Raw genomic sequence first — 16,235 nt, forward strand, 5'->3', positions numbered from 1 at the left:
CAAGGAGTTTTCCGTTTCGACTGCGCCGGAAGTGGGGCGAATTATAGACCTGTAGAATCTGCCGTCAAGGGTTAATTTGCATTTTCTATGATCAGCCGCAAAACAGCCCATTCGCAGCTTCTATATAGAGGCGTAAAAAAGACCATGCGCACTATATTGCTCATCCGTGATTAGTTGAGCATCATGTTCCAGGTGCCCCTCCCCCAACACTCTGGATGACCCCTTGCATGAATGACCAACCGCGCAGCCTTGCCTCGACCCTGTTTCCGGTGGGGCTGCTGCTTATTGCCATGGCCTCGATTCAATCAGGAGCCTCACTGGCCAAGAGCATGTTCCCAATCGTTGGCGCACAAGGAACCACAACCCTGCGGCTGATTTTCGCCAGCATCATCATGCTGCTTCTATTAAGACCCTGGCGCGCCAAGTTCACCACCAACACCCTGCGCACCGTGATCATCTACGGCATGGCCCTGGGCGGCATGAACTTCCTCTTCTATATGTCCCTCAGGAGTGTCCCTCTGGGCATCGCCGTCGCCCTCGAGTTCACAGGCCCCCTCGCAGTAGCCATCTATGCGTCACGCAAGGCCATAGACTTCCTGTGGATCGCTCTGGCTATCGTCGGGCTGCTACTGCTTATTCCCACCGGAGCCACAGAAACAGCCATCGACCTGGTCGGTGCAGGTTATGCACTGGGGGCCGGGGTCTGCTGGGCGCTGTACATACTCTTCGGACAGAAGGCCGGAGCCGAGAACGGCATTCAGACCGCCGCCCTGGGCGTCATGATTGCTGCTCTCTTTGTTGCACCCATAGGCATAGTCCATGCCGGCGCCGCACTACTGACTCCCTCCCTGATCCCGGTTGCCCTGGGAGTCGCCATCTTGTCCACAGCCCTCCCCTATAGCCTGGAGATGGTTGCCCTGACTCGCATGCCAGCCCGGACCTTCGGCACCCTGATGAGTATCGAGCCCGCTTTCGGCGCGCTTTCGGGCCTGTTGTTCCTCCACGAGTACCTGTCCCTGTCCCAGTGGACGGCAATCGCTTGCATCATCCTGGCTTCCGTAGGCGCCACCATGACCATGCGCCGCGAGGCCAAACCAATAGTTGCAGTTGATTGAGATTCAACTCTGGTAATTGGTGCTCATTTAGGCCATGTTTAGCCGGCTACTCAACGTCGCCCAGGGAGTTGCCGGACAGGGATATCGCACACGCAAAAGACGACAGGTAATGCAGTCACACTCGGACGCCAGATCCGGGGCTAGCGATAAGGACGGGGATGAAACGATTTTTGATACTGTTGGCCGTACTTGCAATTGCAGGCTGCGCGGCGACCGCGAAAACCGAAGTCAAACGGGGCAAGAAAGGACTCCACATCAACTGCTCGGGCTTATCTTCTTCCTGGGAAAAGTGCTACACCAAGGCGACTGAGTCCTGCGGCCCCAAAGGCTACAAGGTCATCGCCAAGTCCGGTGATGCCGTGGAAGACCCAGGCGACTACCCCTTCGGCCTGAACCCTGCCGGCTACACCAGCCGCAGCATGATCGTCATCTGCAAATAGCCTTGCCGGTCAACTTGCGGGCAGCCGCTCCAGCTGCCCGATGATCTGCTCATGGCTGGACGCCAGTACCTGATGCTGAATGGCGGGGTTCACCAGCATTCGCGCTACCACCAACGCGCCAACGCACTGGGACAGGATCGACCAGGCCAGGCTCTCGCTGCCCAGAGTCTGCGCCCAAGCCTGGTGCAAGCGGCAGATCCAGTCCTGCGCCTCCTGCCGCACCTCTAGGGTCCCCCGGGCAATCTCCGCACCCAATGCCGGCAGTGCGCAGCCAGCACCCGGCTGTTGCAGATGCGCCACGCTCAAGTACTGCTTCAGGCAGCGACGCAACTTCTCCTGATTCTGCTGCCCCTCCCCGCCCAGGCGCGCCAGGCTCTGGCTCAACTCGCGCTCGACAATCGAGCTGAACAATTCGTCCTTGGAGGTGAAGTGGCTATAGAAAGCCCCGCCACTCAGGCCAATGGCTTTCATCAAGGCATCCACCCCCACAGTGGAAAAACCTTCGTTCTTGGCCTGCGCCGCGCTGCTTTGCAGCAGACGCTCGCGGGTTTCCTGCTTGTGACTGGCTGAATAACGCATTCCCTGACGGGCTCCCAAGTTTTCTTGACGACGGAAAAATCATAGCATAACGTTCGTTTAGTTAACGATCGTTTACCAAAGAGCGAACCTCCCATGACTGCAACCTTGAACAAGAACAAAGTCGTACTGGTAGTGGGTGCCGGCGACGCGACCGGCGGTGCCATTGCCAAGCGTTTCGCCGCCGAAGGCTTTATTGCCTGCATGACCCGCCGCAGCGCGGACAAACTGCAACCCCTGGTGGACGCCATCCAGCAGTCCGGCGGCCAGGCCCATGGTTTTGGCTGTGATGCACGCAAAGAGGAAGACGTGATCGCGCTGATCGAGCAGATCGAAACCCAGATCGGCCCTATCGAGGCCTTTGTCTTCAATATTGGCGCCAATGTGCCCTGCAGCATTCTTGAAGAAACCGCACGCAAGTATTTCAAGATCTGGGAAATGGCCTGCTTTTCGGGCTTTCTCAATGCCCGGGAAGTGGCCAAGCGCATGGCCAAACGCCAACGCGGCACTATTCTGTTCACCGGCGCCACCGCAGGCGTACGCGGTGCCGCCGGCTTTGCCGCCTTCGCCGGGGCCAAGCACGGCATTCGCGCCCTGGCCCAGAGCATGGCGCGGGAACTGGGCCCCCTGAACATCCATGTCGGCCATGTCATCGTCGACGGTGCCATCGACACCGACTTCATCCGTACCAGCTTTCCCGAAAAATACGCCCTCAAGGACCAGGACGGCATCCTCAACCCCGAGCATATCGCCGAAAACTACTGGTACCTGCACAGCCAGCCCCGGGACGCCTGGACCTTCGAGTTGGACCTGCGCCCGTGGAACGAACGCTGGTAAGGCCTTCTCCGATAACAACAATCAAGGAGTCTGAAACATGAGCAAAAAGGTGGAGTTCTTCTTCGACCTGGGCAGCCCGACCTCATACCTGGCCTATACCCAACTGCCAAAAATCTGCGCCGAAACCGATAGCCAGCTGGTGTATCAGCCCATGCTGCTGGGCGGGGTCTTCAAGACCACCGGCAACGCTTCCCCCATCAGTGTTCCCGCCAAGGGCCGGTACATGCTGCACGACCTGGCGCGCTTTGCCCGGCGCTATGGGGTGGAGCTCAACTTCAATCCGCACTTTCCCATCAATACCCTGCTGCTGATGCGCGCCACCACCGGGGTTCAACTGCGCCTGCCGGAACGTTTCGGCGAATTCCTCGACTGCCTGTTCCGTGCGCTCTGGGTGGACAAACGCAACCTCAACGACCCGGCCACCATCACCCAGGTCCTGGAGCAAGGTGGCTTCGACCCGCAGCAGATCCTCGACCTGAGCAATGACGAAGAGGTCAAGGCCGCCCTCAAGGACAAGACCGAACAGGCGTTGCAAAAAGGTGTGTTCGGCGCGCCCAGCATGTTCGTGGGAGACGAACTGTTCTTTGGCCAGGACCGCCTGGATTTCGTCCGCGAAGCCTTGAACGCGCCGTAACCTGCCCTGTCCCTGGCAGCGGCCGCGCCATTGCCAGGAGCCCATCGCGTGACGTCACCCGCCTTGCGCGGGTGACATCTTTCCTCAGATAGCCGCAGTACGAACCTGCAACCACTCCAGGGCCGGGCCCTCCAGCAGCGGGCTGAGGCGCCGGCGGACTTCGGCGTGATAGCCGTTGAACCATTCGCGCTCATCCTCGGTGAGCAGCGATGGCTCCAGGCAACGGGTATCGATCGGGCACAGGGTGAGGGTTTCGAAGTTCAGAAACTCACCGAACTCGGTCTTGCCCGCCTCACGGTTGAGCGCCAGGTTCTCGATTCGTACGCCCCAGCGGCCAGGGCGGTAGGTCCCGGGTTCGATCGAAGTGATCATCCCCGGTTGCATCGCGGTCTGCGGCGTCGCTGCGGCCTGATAGGCAATCACCTGCGGGCCTTCGTGAACGTTGAGAAAATAACCGACGCCATGCCCGGTGCCGTGCCCGTAGTCCACACCCTCGGCCCAGATCGGCGCCCGGGCGATGGCATCCAGCAACGGCGACAGAATGCCCCGCGGAAACTGCGCCCGGGACAGCGCGATAACGCCCTTGAGCACCCGGGTGCAATCGCGCTTCTGCTCGGCACTCGGAGTCCCCACCGGCACCATGCGCGTGATATCGGTGGTGCCCCCCAGGTACTGGCCGCCGGAATCGATCAGCAACAGGCCATCACCCTCGATCACCGCATGCTCTTCAGGCGTGGCGTGGTAATGGGGCATGGCGCCGTTGGCGTTGAACGCAGCAATGGTATTGAAACTCAGCGAGACATAACCCGGGCGCCGTTCACGGGCGGCCGTCAGGCGCTCATCGATGGTCAGTTCGGTAATGCGTTCACGCCCCAGGGCGCTGTCCAGCCAGGCGAAGAATTCGCAGAGCGCCGCACCATCCTGCTCCATGGCCTGGCGAATGTGCTCGGCGTCCGCCAGGCTCTTGCGCGACTTGGCCAGGGTGGTGGGGTTGAGCCCCTCCAGCAGCTTCACCCCGGGGTTCAGGTGCTCCAGCAAGCCCGCGGTGACGCGCGCCGGGTCGATCTGCAACGCTACGCCTTCCGGCACTGCCTGCAAGGCCGCGGACACCTCTGAATAGTCGCGCAGGCTGACGCCATCCACCTCCAGTTGCGCGCGCAATGCCTCATCGACCTTGCTCAAGGCCACGAACAAGGTCGCCTGCTGCTGGCTGATCAGGGCAAAGGAGACAAACACCGGGTTGAAGGACACATCGGCGCCGCGCAGGTTGAACAGCCAGGCAATGTCATCGAGGGTAGCGATGAAATGCCAGTCGGCGCCACGCTCCTTGAGAGTTGCGCGCAACGCCGCAAGCTTCTCGACCCGGCTCTGGGTGGCCTGGGGCGGCAGATGCTGATAGACCGGTTGATCGGGCAATGACGGGCGGTCGTCCCAAGCTTCTTGTAGCAGGTCGATATCGGTACGCAAGCTGGCCCCGCGTTCCTGCAGCTTGCTGCCCAGGGTACGGGCCGAAGCCAAGGCCATGACCGCGCCGTCCACCGCCACCACCGCACCTTGCGGGGTCTGTTCGGCCAGCCAGTCCAGGGGCCCGGGCTGGCCCGGTTGCAACTTCACCAGTTCGATGCCGCTGCCCTTGAGTTCCTTGGTGGCCTGCTCCCAGTAACGGCTGTCGGCCCATACGCCGGCAAAGTCAGCGGTCACGATCAAGGTCCCGACCGACCCATGAAACCCCGACAGCCACTGGCGCCCTTGCCAGTAGCCCGGCAGGTATTCCGACAGGTGCGGGTCGGCCGAGGGCACCAGCAAGGCGTGAATGCCTTCGCGGCTCATCAGCTGACGGACATGCGCCAAGCGCTGGGGGACCACTCCATTGGTCGAAGGCTGGGTACTCATTGTGTCTCCTTAACCGGCTTAATCATTGTTATGGAAGATCGAAGTCACTCGACCCTCAAGGTTGTGTTGTGGCCCAGAACGCAGGGGCTGAGGCGGTCGCCGCCTGGATCAGTTGAGCGGCGCGATCCACATCCTGTTCGCAGGTGAAACGCCCGAGGCTCAAGCGGATGGTCCGCGCGGCCTGCCCGGCATCATGCCCTAGCGCCAGCAATACATGGGAAGGCGCATTGCTTGCCGAGTTGCAGGCCGAAGTCGCGGAAAAGGCCAGGGCCGCGCCCAACGCCGCCCCATCAAAACCTCCCTCGGTGAAGGTCAGGCTCAGAGTGTGGGGAATGCGCTGGGTGACACTGCCATTCAAGCGCAGGCCGGCGATACCCGCCAGTTGCTCCAGCAGGCGCCCGCGCAGACGCACTATGGCGGCGGTTTCTTCCTCGAACAGTTCGCCGGCCAGGGCGAAGGCGGCGCCCATGGCCGCGATCTGGTGGGTGGCCAGGGTTCCGGAGCGCAAGCCGCCCTCATGGCCGCCGCCATGAATCTGCGCCTGCACGTGTTGCTGCGCCCGCGGCCCGACATACAGCGCGCCGATGCCCTTGGGGCCATATAGCTTATGGGCCGAGAACGACATCAGGTCCACCGGCCACCGGGCCAGATCGATGGCCACCTTGCCCGCACCCTGGGCGGCATCCACATGCAACAGGGCGCCACGCTCACGCACCACCTGGCCAATGGCCGGAATGTCGTTGAGGGTGCCCAGTTCGTTGTTCACCAGCATCAGCGACACCAGGAAGGTGTCGTCGCGCAGGGCTTCGCTGACCGCTTGCGCGGTGATCAGGCCATCGGCATCCGGCACCAGGTAGGTCACTGCGACCCCGGCCTCCTGCAGTTGCCGGGCGGTGTCGAGCACCGCCTTGTGTTCGATCTGGCTGGTGATGACATGGCCGCCGCTCACGCCCCGGGCCTGCATCACCCCCTTGAGGGCCAGGTTGTTGGATTCGGTAGCGCCGGAGGTCCAGACAATCTGCTCGGGCTGCGCGCCGACCAGTTGTGCCACTTGTTGCCGGGCGCGCTCGACGTAACCCCGCGCTTCCCGGCCGAAGGCGTGTGAACTGGACGCCGGATTGCCGAAATGGGCGTTGAAACCCAGGCACTCCAGCATGACCTGAATGACTCGCTCATCCACCGGCGTGGTGGCGGCGTAGTCGAAATAAAGAGGACGCTTGTTCATGACTGAAAACCCGCAGAGCTTGTTCCAGGGTCGGCATATGCTGGCAAAAAGGCGAGGCAGCCACGCGCCGTGCATAGGCTGCGCGGCAAATGCTGGCCTTGAGCAATACCCGATCGGATGCAGTTAAAGAAGAACATCTTCGTTTAAAAGTGCGTAGGAACGCTCCTGCATCGCAGCTTACAGGCTCGAGGCAGCGCCATGAAGCGCCGTTCAACTCATCTTTTCGAACAACAGCGGTGCCAGGGAAAGCACCAGCAAGGCGGCCATCAACAGATTGAACAGGCGCAACCAGCGCGGGTTGCGCAACACATTGCGCAGCAGGCTGCCGCACGCAGCCCAGAGGCTCACCGTGGGCGCATTGATCAGCGCGAACACCGCGGCAATCACCAGCACATTGGTGAAGTAGCCCTGCAATGGGGTGTAGGTACTGATGGCCCCCACTGCCATGACCCAGGCCTTGGGATTGACCCACTGGAACGCCGCGGCGCCCCAATAGCCCAGCGGCCGGCCGTGGTGCTGCTGTTCATCGGACAGCGGCCCGGAACGGGCAATCTTCCACGCCAGGTACAGAAGGTACGCTGCGCCAACGTAGCGCAGCACGCTGTACAGCAGCGGGTAGGCCTCGAACACCGCGCCCAGGCCCAGGCCGACCGCCAGCACCAGGACAAAGAAGCCGCAGCTGATGCCGAGGATGTGGGGAATGGAACGGTTGAAGCCGAAGTTCACCCCCGAGGCCAGCAACATGGTGTTGTTGGGACCGGGCGTGATGGAAGTGACCAGGGCAAACAGGGCGAAGGCCAACAGCAGGTCAGGGGAAAGGCTCATGGGGCAAGGTCCGGGGCAGGTCGATCAGGCCTCGACCCTAACCCAGCCTCAGGCTGAAACCCACGGACAGTTGCTGAAAACTTGGACCAGTACAGTTCTTCTCAACTGGCAGGTTGATGGCGACTGATATTGCGCTGCGCACTCATTTCACCCTGGCTGTCGAAGCTCGCCGGGCGGCCCAGCAACTCGGCCTTTTTCTGCTGGTATTCATCGAAGGACAAACCGCGCCGGTTCAACGCCTCCATAGCCAGCTCCCGGGTTTCCTGCGCGGTATAGGGCCGCAACTCCGGTGCACCGGGGCTGGCACAACCGGCCAGCACACTGGAAACCAACAACAGCAAGACAGCAGAGAAAGCCTTCATGGCGAGCACCTGGGGCGGGTTGCGAACAATGGACACAGGCTACTCGCGCGCCATCAGCGGCAAAAATCACCCTGCTCGATAGTGGCTATCGATCGTTCCAAGGCCAGGGCGCTGCTCACCCTTATATTCCATAAAACTCTATAAATATGGAAACAAGCTCTTTTGAGGAATAACAACAAGCCTTTATAACAGTCCCATCTCGCCCGCCAACTGTTGCCAGAGCAACTGTTGGCCAGGCAACAGCCGATCAACAAAACAGCGGTTGGGCAACAGCACCCGGCAACTGCAGATCAGCGCAAAACCGCGCCGTACAAGGGCTGCAAGTCTTTGGTACAGCTCTTGCTCCATTGCCTGGGACCTGCCACTGCTCGTTGAGCCACTGTTTAAAAAGGAACTGATCATGTCCCGCCCCTTGAACGTCGTAGCCCTTTCCGGTGGAACCTGGCGCCCATCGCGCACCCTGGTGCTGACCCAGGCCCTGCTGGCTGAACTGTCCGGGCACCTGTCCTTCAACGCCCACCTGATCGAACTGGGGGATATCGCCCGCCCGGTGGGTGCCGCCCTGTCGCGCCAGGAACTGCCGGCCGAGGTTGAAGCCGAACTCCAGGCCATCGAGAACGCCGACCTGCTGATCGTCGCCGCCCCGGTGTATCGCGGTTCCTATCCCGGCCTGCTCAAGCACCTGTTCGACCTGATCGATCTCAATGCCCTGATCGACACCCCGGTGCTGCTGGCCGCGACGGGTGGCAGCGAACGCCATGCCCTGGTTCTGGATCACCAGCTACGCCCACTGTTCAGTTTCTTCCAGGCCCTGACCCTGCCGATCGGCGTGTACGCCACCGAGGCCGACTTCAGCAATTACCAGATCACCAGCGACCTGCTCAAAGCGCGCATCCAGCTCGCCGCCGAACGGGCCGCGCCGCTGTTTCGCGCCCACCCGACCCACCTGCTGAAAATCGCCTGAGGAGCTGTCATGGATGTGTTCTGGTTTCTTCCGACCCACGGCGACGGCCATTTCCTCGGCACTGCCCAGGGCGCGCGCCCGGTCACCCTCAACTACCTCAAGCAAGTGGCGCAGGCCGCGGACAGCCTGGGCTACCACGGTGTGCTGATTCCCACCGGGCGCTCCTGCGAAGACTCCTGGGTGATCGCCTCGGCCCTGGTGCCCCTGACCGAACGCCTGCGCTACCTGGTGGCGATCCGCCCGGGGATCATCTCCCCCACGGTTTCCGCGCGCATGGCCGCGACCCTGGACCGGCTGTCCAACGGCCGCCTGCTGATCAACGTGGTCACCGGCGGCGACCCGGACGAAAACCGCGGCGACGGCAGCTTCCTCAGCCACAGCGAACGCTATGAAGTCACTGACGAATTCCTGCAGATCTGGCGTCGGGTGCTGCAAGGCGAAGCCGTGGACTTCGAAGGCAAGCACCTGCATGTGCAGAACGCCAAGGCGCTCTACCCGCCCGTGCAGAAACCCTACCCGCCGCTGTACTTCGGCGGTTCCTCCGAGGCCGCTCATGAACTGGCGGCGGACCAGGTGGATGTCTACCTGACCTGGGGCGAGCCACCGGCGGCGGTGGCGCAGAAACTGGCCGACGTACGCGAACGTGCAGCGCGCAAGGGCCGCACGGTGAAGTTCGGCATCCGCCTGCATGTGATCGTGCGTGAGACCGAGGACGAAGCCTGGAAAGCCGCGGACAAGCTGATCGAGCACATCAGCGACGACACCATCGCCGCCGCCCAGCAGTCCTTTTCCCGCTTCGACTCCGAAGGCCAGCGGCGCATGGCAGCGCTGCACGGCGGGCGCCGCGACCAGTTGCAGATCGCCCCCAACCTCTGGGCCGGGGTCGGCCTGGTGCGCGGTGGCGCCGGTACCGCCCTGGTGGGCAACCCGCAGCAAGTGGCCGAGCGCATCAAGGAGTACGCGGACCTGGGAATCGAGAGCTTCATTTTCTCCGGCTACCCGCACCTGGAAGAAGCCTATCGCTTCGCCGAGCTGGTGTTCCCGCTGCTGCCGGAGCCCTATGCCAGCCTGGCCGGCCGCGGTGTCACCAACCTCACCGGGCCGTTCGGCGAAATGATCGCCAACGACGTGTTGCCCAACAGCCGCTGAAATCCCCAATGCTGTTGCAGGAGCCGGCTTGCCGGCGAAGGCGATCTTCCGGCCCGCTTCGCTGGCAAGCCAGCTCCTGCAGCTCGCAGCACCTTTTCCCGGCCGCCACAACGGCCACGAACGAGGAACACCGCGTGACTGCCAAACCGCAAAGCGCCCTGTTGTCCCCCCTGCAGACCGCCCGCCAACTGGCCGCCGAGTTTGCCCTGACCGCCGTCGAACGCGACGAGCGCGGCGGCACCCCCAAGGCCGAGCGCGACGCGCTGCGCCAAAGCGGCCTGCTGGCCCTGAGCATTCCCAGCCAGTTCGGCGGGCTCGGCGCGCCCTGGAGCGAGACGCTGAACATCGTCCGCGAATTCGCCCGGGTCGACAGCTCCATCGCCCATGTCTTCGGCTTCCACCACCTGATGCTGGCCACCGTGCGCCTGTTTGCCAAACCCGAACAGTGGCAACCCTGGTTCGAACAGACCGCACGCAAGAACTGGTTCTGGGGCAACGCCCTGAACCCACTGGACACCCGCACCGTGGTCCGGAACCTGGGGGGCTGGCGCGAGTTTTCCGGCAAGAAGAGCTTCTGCTCCGGTGCCAGCGACTCGGAAATGCTCATTGCCTCGGCAGTAGATGAAAGCAATGGCGGCAAGTTGCTGATCGCCGCGATCCCCAGCGGCCGCAGCGGCATCACCCTGCACCACGACTGGAACAACATCGGCCAGCGCCAGACCGATAGCGGCAGCGCCACCTTCGAACGGGTACGGGTGGAGGAGTCGGAACTGCTGCTGGACCCCGGCCCGCTGAGCACGCCATTCGCCTGCCTGCGCCCGCTGATCGCCCAACTGACCTTTACCCACATGTTCCTCGGCATCGCCGAAGGCGCCTTCGAAGAAGCCCGGCAGTACACCCTCGGCGAAACCCGGGTCTGGCATAAGTCCAGCGCCCAGGACGTGCGCCAGGACCCCTACATACTCAGCCACTACGGCGAATTCTGGGTCGCCCTGGAAGGCATCCGCCTGCTGGTGGAGCGGGCCGCCGCGCTGCTGGACCAGGCCTGGGCGAAGGGCCCGGCCCTCAGCGCCGAAGAGCGCGGGCACCTGGCCACGGCCATCGCCACCGCCAAGGTCGCCGCCAGCCGCCAGGGCCTGGAGCTGTGCAGCCGCCTGTTCGAAGTCACCGGCGCGCGCTCGACCCACGCCTCCCTGGGCCTGGACCGGCACTGGCGCAACCTGCGCACCCAGACCCTGCACGACCCGCTGGACTACAAGCTTCATGAGCTGGGCGACTGGGCGCTGAACCAGTCCCTGCCAACCCCGACTTTCTACTCCTAGCCTTCTGTTCGACGGAGAGTGCCGATGCAGCTTCTGACCCTACCCCCTTCGCCCGCCCTGGCGACCTCGATCCGCGCCACCGCCCAGGTGTTCGAGGACCCGAAATCCCAGGCCCTGCTGGCGCACCTGCAACAGGTGGCACCGAGCGAAGCCAGCGTGCTGATCATTGGCGAAACCGGGACCGGCAAGGAGCTGGTGGCGCGCCATATACACAACCTCAGTGCCCGGCGCAACCGACCGTTCGTGGCGGTGAACTGCGGTGCCTTCTCCGAATCCCTGGTGGAGGCGGAACTGTTCGGCCATGAGAAAGGCGCCTTTACCGGCGCCCTCAGCGCCAAGGCCGGGTGGTTCGAAGAGGCCGACGGCGGCACCCTGTTCCTCGACGAGATCGGCGACCTGCCCATGGCCATCCAGGTCAAGCTGCTGCGGGTGCTGCAGGAGCGCGAAGTGGTGCGCCTGGGTTCGCGCAAGAGCATTCCCATCGATGTGCGCGTACTGGCCGCCACCAACGTGCAACTGGAAAAGGCCATCAACGCCGGGCATTTTCGCGAAGACCTGTATTACCGCCTGGACGTGGTCAGCCTGGAACTGAGCCCGCTGCGCGAGCGCCCCGGCGACATCCTGCCGCTGACCCGGCACTTCATCGAGGCCTACAGCCAGCGCCTGGGCTACGGCAGCATCAGCATCAGCCCCGAGGCCGAGCACAAGCTCAAGAGCTACAGTTGGCCGGGCAACATCCGCGAGTTGGAAAACGTCATCCACCACACCCTGCTGATCTGCCGCAACGGGGTGATCCAGCGCGACGACCTGCGCCTGTCGAACATGCGCATCGAACGCGCCGACGACAGCCACCCGAGCCACGACGACTCTGCCGAGGCCCTGCTGGAACGGGCCTTTGAAAAACTCTTCGCCGAACAGGCCGGGGCCCTGCACGAAAAGGTCGAGGATGCCTTGCTGCGCGCGGCCTACCGCTTCAGCCACTACAACCAGGTGCACACCGCCAACCTGCTGGGCCTGAGCCGCAACGTCACCCGGACCCGGCTGATCAAGATCGGCGAACTGGCGGTGAACAAGCGGCGCCCCATCGATGCGCCCAACGAGCGCACCCTGCAACTGTCGATCTAGCCCGGCAGGTCGCAGTGCAAGGCATTGTCGTGGCTACGGGCGATGCTGCTGCGCACTTGGAATGAACCGAAGGTCACGGTCTTGGCCTGGTGGGCGAGGATCAACTGCCAGAAATCCTGCTCGCCGTTCTCGAAGCGCCGGAACGCCGCTTCGCCGGCTTCCCGGGATTGCCATTGCAGGTAATTGAGCACCCGCCGGCCATCGTCGCTGGCCTGCACGCTGGCACTCAGAAAACCGCCATAGCCCTGGGCCAAGCGCTCGGTCTGCTCGGCCAGGGCCGATACCAGGGCCTGTTGCTGATGGGGCTCGATCTCGAACTCGATCAATTGGGTAAAGCTGCGGGTCTTTTCAAAGGCGCTCATGGATCACTCTCCACTGGGGGCAAACAGAATATTGCTGTTGAATGCGCCGCAGGGTAAAACCTCTAGTTAAGTCAAGGTCAAGCGTATTTTTCCTCCCGAGGTCCACTGATGATCGAACCCGACTCCCGACATAAAGAGCTGAGCGTCGGCCAACTGTCGGCCCGCAGTGGCGTAGCCGTCACCGCGCTGCATTTCTACGAAACCAAGGGCCTGATCCACAGCCATCGCAACGCGGGCAACCAGCGCCGCTACCCACGTTCGGTGCTGCGCCGGGTGTCGCTGATCAAGGTGGCCCAGCGCCTGGGCATTCCCCTGGCAGAGATCGGCCAGGCCCTGGCGACCCTGCCCGCCGACCGCGCGCCTACTGCCGCGGACTGGCAGCGCCTGTCGGAACAGTGGAGCCGCGAACTGGACGAACGCATCCGCCAACTGAGCCTGCTGCGCGAGCGGCTGAACCAGTGCATTGGCTGTGGCTGCCTGTCCATGGAAGGGTGCCCGCTGCGCAACTATGGAGATGCCCTGGGAGACGCCGGCCCGGGCGCCCGCCTGCTGGAGCCCGACGCCGCCACCGACACCCCGTAGCCGGCTTCCCTCGCAGGAACCGGCTTGCCGGCCAAGGCTGACTCTCGGGCCTCTTCGCTGGCAAGCCAGCTCCTACAGCCACATCGCCTTCATACCCGTAGGAGCCGGCTTGCCGGCGAAGGCGATCTCACGGACTTTTTCGCTGGTAAGCCAGCTCCTACAGCCACATCGCCTTCGTACCCGTAGGAGCCGGCTTGCCGGCGAAGGCGATCTCACGGGTCTCTTCCCTCGCAAGCCGGATTCCCGCTCAGCGCTGACAGGTAAGAAAACCTGTGCAGCATCGTAAGTAAAAACGTCCCTATGCTAATGTCGCGTCCTGCTTCCTACGACGAGCTCCGCTTCCATGCCAAGGACTGCCACTTTCGAAAAGCCACGCTGGCTGCGCGATCTGCTGCGCTTTCTACCCCTGAAAAGCCAATTCGTCCTGTCCGGCAACGTCCGCGACCTGCAAGCCAGTGAGGTGGCCCCCGGGGTCATTACCCCCCAGCCCTTCAACCTCAATCTGCGCGACGAACTGCTGGCAGCGGGCTATGCCCAGGTGCTGAGCTGGGATCCCCTTGGCGGCCTCAGGGTTTTGCTGCCCCCCGGCAGCGAGCCGGCCCAAGCCGACAACCTGCTGCGCGAGCTGGGCCTGACGCCGGTGGAAGGAGCGGCGCCGGCAGGCCTCGACCTGTTGTCGGCGACCTTGCCGCGCCTGGTGGAGCGCCAAGGCGCCCCCCTGGCCCTGATTGTCGATTTCGCTTCACGCCTGGTGATCCGCAACGACGCCCTGAGCGCCGCAGAACACCAGCTGTTCACCCAAGCCCTGGTGCTGTCCCACCAGGCCCGCAGCCGCCCGGCCGGGGAACAGCGCACGCCGTTCTTCAACAGCATTCTCTGGGTGGTGGAAAAGGAAGGCGACCTGCCCGACTGGATGCTGATCGACAACCCACGCCTGCGGCCCATTCCCGTGTCCAAACCCGACCAGCAGGCCCGCCAGGCCCTGGCTCCGGCGCTGTTGCGCGGCCTGCCCGGCGCCCAGGAGGCCAGCGAAGAAAGCCGCGACAGCGCGGTGCGGGCCTTCGTCGAAAACACCGAGGGCCTGCTGCTGCTCGACCTCAACGCGATCGTCCAGCTGGCCCGGGTCGAAGGCCTGGCCATGGAACGCATCGGCGATGCCGTACGCCGCTATAAAGTCGGGGTTACCGAAGACCCCTGGCTGAAGATCGACCGCCAGCGCATCCGCCAGGCCGACGGCTTCATTCGCCAGCGGGTCAAGGGCCAGGGCCACGCCGTGACCCACATGCTGGATATCGTCAAGCGCGCCATGACCGGGGTCGGCGCCAGCCGCAAGGGCAACCGGCCCCGGGGCGTGGCCTTTCTTGCCGGGCCCACCGGGGTCGGCAAGACCGAACTGGCCAAGACCATCACCAGCCTGCTGTTTGGCGATGAAAGCGCGTATATCCGCTTCGATATGTCGGAATTCAGCGCCGAACACGCGGACCAGCGCCTGGTAGGCGCGCCACCCGGCTATGTCGGCTACGACGTGGGCGGCGAACTGACCAACGCGATCCGCGAAAAACCCTTCAGCGTGGTGCTGTTCGACGAGATCGAAAAGGCTCACCCGCGGATCCTCGACAAGTTCCTGCAGATCCTTGATGACGGTGTGCTTACCTCAGGCCGGGGCGACCGGGTGTACTTCTCCGAGGCGCTGATCGTCTTCACCTCCAACCTGGGCATCTACCGCCAGGGCGACAACGGCGAGCGAGTCGCCAACGTCCAGCCCGGCGAAGCCTTCGAAGCGGTGCAAGGCAAGGTCCAGGGCGAGATCGAGCGCTATTTCAAACTGGTGCTCAACCGCCCGGAAATCCTCAACCGGATCGGCGAGAACATCATCGTCTTCGACTTCATCCGCCCGGACATCGCCGAGCAGATCTTCCAGCAGATGGTCGGCAATATCCTCGCCGACCTGGCGGCCCAGGCCCTGCATGTGCAGCTCGATGACGACTCGCTGCACAACCTGCGCCAGCTGTGCCTGCAGGACCTGTCCAACGGTGGCCGGGGCATTCGCAACCAGTTGGAGGCGCACCTGCTCAACCCCCTGGCCCGGGCCCTGTTCGACCAGGATGCGCAGCCCGGCCAATCCTTCGAAATCCGCCAACTGCAGGCCGGCGGCCTGCAACTGCTTGCCCGCGCCTCGTGAACATCAGCCTGTCGCGGGTGCACTTCCCGGTCACCACCCTGGGGCCGGGGCAACGCCTGGGCCTGTGGTTCCAGGGGTGCAGCATCCGCTGTGCAGGCTGCATTTCCGCGGACACCTGGGGGCCGGGCAAGCACCCCTTGCCGTTGGCCCAGGTGCTGGACGACCTGCAACCCTGGCTGGCCCGGGCCGAAGGCATCACCCTGTCCGGCGGCGAGCCCTTCGACCAGCCCGAGGCGCTGCTGGCCCTGCTTCGAGGCCTGCGCGAGCGCACCGGGGTCGACATCCTGGTCTACAGCGGCCACTCCCTGGAAACCCTGCAACCGCTATTGCAACAAGCCGAAGGCCTGCTGGATGCATTGATCTGCGACCCCTTCGAGCAACAACAGGCGCAAACGCTGGTCCTACGGGGCAGCGACAATCAGCGCCTGATCTTCTTGACCGAGCTGGGCCGCCAGCGCCTGTCCACCTACCAGCGCCCGCTGCACCACGAAGACCGCGCGCTGGATGTGATGTTCGACGACGACGGCAGTGTCTGGATGGCTGGAATTCCCCGGCGTGACGACGTGCTGCGTCTGCGCGACCTGCTGCACGACCAGGGCCACCAACTCCAGATCAGCGCCCACACCTCACGCCGCCGTTAAC

At 63.6% G+C, this 16,235-nt stretch carries 18 protein-coding genes; 11 read left to right on the forward strand and 7 right to left on the reverse strand.

What is annotated here, in order from left to right; genetic code table 11:
* The first annotated feature begins 227 nt into the window (after positions 1–227).
* Both rhtA and AC1RMG_RS12270 read left to right on the forward strand, forming a co-directional pair.
* Entirely contained in the window at positions 228–1,115 is an 888-nt protein-coding gene (rhtA, locus tag AC1RMG_RS12265) for a threonine/homoserine exporter RhtA (RefSeq protein WP_011062422.1), read from the forward strand.
* A 158-nt stretch (positions 1,116–1,273) separates the two neighbouring features.
* On the forward strand, positions 1,274–1,555 hold the full coding sequence (locus tag AC1RMG_RS12270; protein ID WP_011062423.1) for a hypothetical protein: 282 nt from the start codon (positions 1,274–1,276) through the stop codon (positions 1,553–1,555).
* Positions 1,556–1,564: 9 nt separating this feature from the next.
* Here the strand turns inward: AC1RMG_RS12270 and AC1RMG_RS12275 are convergent, their stop codons facing one another.
* The gene (locus AC1RMG_RS12275) at positions 1,565–2,134 is read right to left on the reverse strand and encodes a TetR/AcrR family transcriptional regulator (protein ID WP_015636462.1); all 570 of its coding nucleotides are present in this window, start codon (positions 2,132–2,134) and stop codon (positions 1,565–1,567) included.
* A 93-nt stretch (positions 2,135–2,227) separates the two neighbouring features.
* Here AC1RMG_RS12275 and AC1RMG_RS12280 point away from each other — a divergent pair, with 93 nt between their 5' ends.
* Both AC1RMG_RS12280 and AC1RMG_RS12285 read left to right on the forward strand, forming a co-directional pair.
* Positions 2,228–2,968 (forward strand): SDR family oxidoreductase, encoded by a 741-nt coding sequence (locus tag AC1RMG_RS12280; RefSeq protein WP_019092954.1) that lies wholly within the window; start codon positions 2,228–2,230, stop codon positions 2,966–2,968.
* A gap of 37 nt (positions 2,969–3,005) precedes the next feature.
* Positions 3,006–3,602, forward strand: coding sequence for a 2-hydroxychromene-2-carboxylate isomerase (locus AC1RMG_RS12285; RefSeq protein ID WP_011062426.1), 597 nt, complete (start codon positions 3,006–3,008; stop codon positions 3,600–3,602).
* An 84-nt stretch (positions 3,603–3,686) separates the two neighbouring features.
* Here AC1RMG_RS12285 and AC1RMG_RS12290 read toward each other — a convergent pair whose 3' ends face one another.
* The 5 genes from AC1RMG_RS12290 to AC1RMG_RS12310 all read right to left on the reverse strand — a co-directional run bounded on the left by AC1RMG_RS12290 (position 3,687) and on the right by AC1RMG_RS12310 (position 8,309).
* Positions 3,687–5,495 (reverse strand): aminopeptidase P family protein, encoded by a 1,809-nt coding sequence (locus AC1RMG_RS12290; RefSeq protein WP_015636465.1) that lies wholly within the window; start codon positions 5,493–5,495, stop codon positions 3,687–3,689.
* Positions 5,496–5,550: 55 nt separating this feature from the next.
* Positions 5,551–6,720 (reverse strand): cysteine desulfurase family protein, encoded by a 1,170-nt coding sequence (locus AC1RMG_RS12295; protein WP_053159622.1) that lies wholly within the window; start codon positions 6,718–6,720, stop codon positions 5,551–5,553.
* Positions 6,721–6,930: 210 nt separating this feature from the next.
* Positions 6,931–7,545 (reverse strand): LysE family translocator, encoded by a 615-nt coding sequence (locus AC1RMG_RS12300; protein WP_015636467.1) that lies wholly within the window; start codon positions 7,543–7,545, stop codon positions 6,931–6,933.
* Between the two features lie 101 nt (positions 7,546–7,646).
* Positions 7,647–7,907, reverse strand: a complete 261-nt coding sequence (locus AC1RMG_RS12305; protein ID WP_019092950.1) for a hypothetical protein — start codon at positions 7,905–7,907, stop codon at positions 7,647–7,649.
* A gap of 183 nt (positions 7,908–8,090) precedes the next feature.
* Positions 8,091–8,309 (reverse strand): hypothetical protein, encoded by a 219-nt coding sequence (locus tag AC1RMG_RS12310; RefSeq protein ID WP_370057823.1) that lies wholly within the window; start codon positions 8,307–8,309, stop codon positions 8,091–8,093.
* Between AC1RMG_RS12310 and msuE the strand changes: the two genes are divergently transcribed.
* The 4 genes from msuE to AC1RMG_RS12330 all read left to right on the forward strand — a co-directional run bounded on the left by msuE (position 8,308) and on the right by AC1RMG_RS12330 (position 12,467).
* The gene (gene msuE / locus AC1RMG_RS12315; protein WP_015636469.1) at positions 8,308–8,871 is read left to right on the forward strand and encodes an FMN reductase; all 564 of its coding nucleotides are present in this window, start codon (positions 8,308–8,310) and stop codon (positions 8,869–8,871) included. The two genes, AC1RMG_RS12310 and msuE, sit on opposite strands and share 2 nt — an antisense overlap.
* 9 nt (positions 8,872–8,880) lie before the next feature.
* Positions 8,881–10,020, forward strand: coding sequence for an FMNH2-dependent alkanesulfonate monooxygenase (ssuD, locus tag AC1RMG_RS12320; RefSeq protein ID WP_011062432.1), 1,140 nt, complete (start codon positions 8,881–8,883; stop codon positions 10,018–10,020).
* Positions 10,021–10,154: 134 nt separating this feature from the next.
* Positions 10,155–11,342 carry an acyl-CoA dehydrogenase family protein gene (locus AC1RMG_RS12325; RefSeq protein WP_011062433.1) on the forward strand — a complete coding sequence of 396 codons (1,188 nt, stop codon included), beginning with the start codon at positions 10,155–10,157 and terminating at the stop codon, positions 11,340–11,342.
* Between the two features lie 24 nt (positions 11,343–11,366).
* Positions 11,367–12,467 (forward strand): sigma-54 interaction domain-containing protein, encoded by a 1,101-nt coding sequence (locus tag AC1RMG_RS12330; RefSeq protein WP_011062434.1) that lies wholly within the window; start codon positions 11,367–11,369, stop codon positions 12,465–12,467.
* Here AC1RMG_RS12330 and AC1RMG_RS12335 read toward each other — a convergent pair.
* Complete coding sequence (locus tag AC1RMG_RS12335) at positions 12,464–12,829, reverse strand: antibiotic biosynthesis monooxygenase (protein WP_011062435.1); 366 nt, start codon at positions 12,827–12,829, stop codon at positions 12,464–12,466. The genes AC1RMG_RS12330 and AC1RMG_RS12335 overlap by 4 nt on opposite strands.
* A 108-nt stretch (positions 12,830–12,937) precedes the next feature.
* Here AC1RMG_RS12335 and soxR point away from each other — a divergent pair, with 108 nt between their 5' ends.
* From soxR to AC1RMG_RS12350, 3 genes are all read left to right on the forward strand, one after another.
* A complete protein-coding gene (soxR, locus tag AC1RMG_RS12340; RefSeq protein ID WP_011062436.1) occupies positions 12,938–13,411 on the forward strand; it encodes a redox-sensitive transcriptional activator SoxR in 474 nt (157 codons plus the stop codon).
* A gap of 343 nt (positions 13,412–13,754) precedes the next feature.
* Entirely contained in the window at positions 13,755–15,593 is a 1,839-nt protein-coding gene (locus AC1RMG_RS12345) for an AAA family ATPase (RefSeq protein WP_493169329.1), read from the forward strand.
* Positions 15,590–16,234 carry a 4Fe-4S cluster-binding domain-containing protein gene (locus AC1RMG_RS12350; protein WP_011062437.1) on the forward strand — a complete coding sequence of 215 codons (645 nt, stop codon included), beginning with the start codon at positions 15,590–15,592 and terminating at the stop codon, positions 16,232–16,234. The genes AC1RMG_RS12345 and AC1RMG_RS12350 overlap by 4 nt, the downstream gene beginning before the upstream one ends.
* Position 16,235 lies beyond the last annotated feature (1 nt).

This window comes from Pseudomonas sp. GW822-FHT04H02 (genome assembly GCF_058800645.1).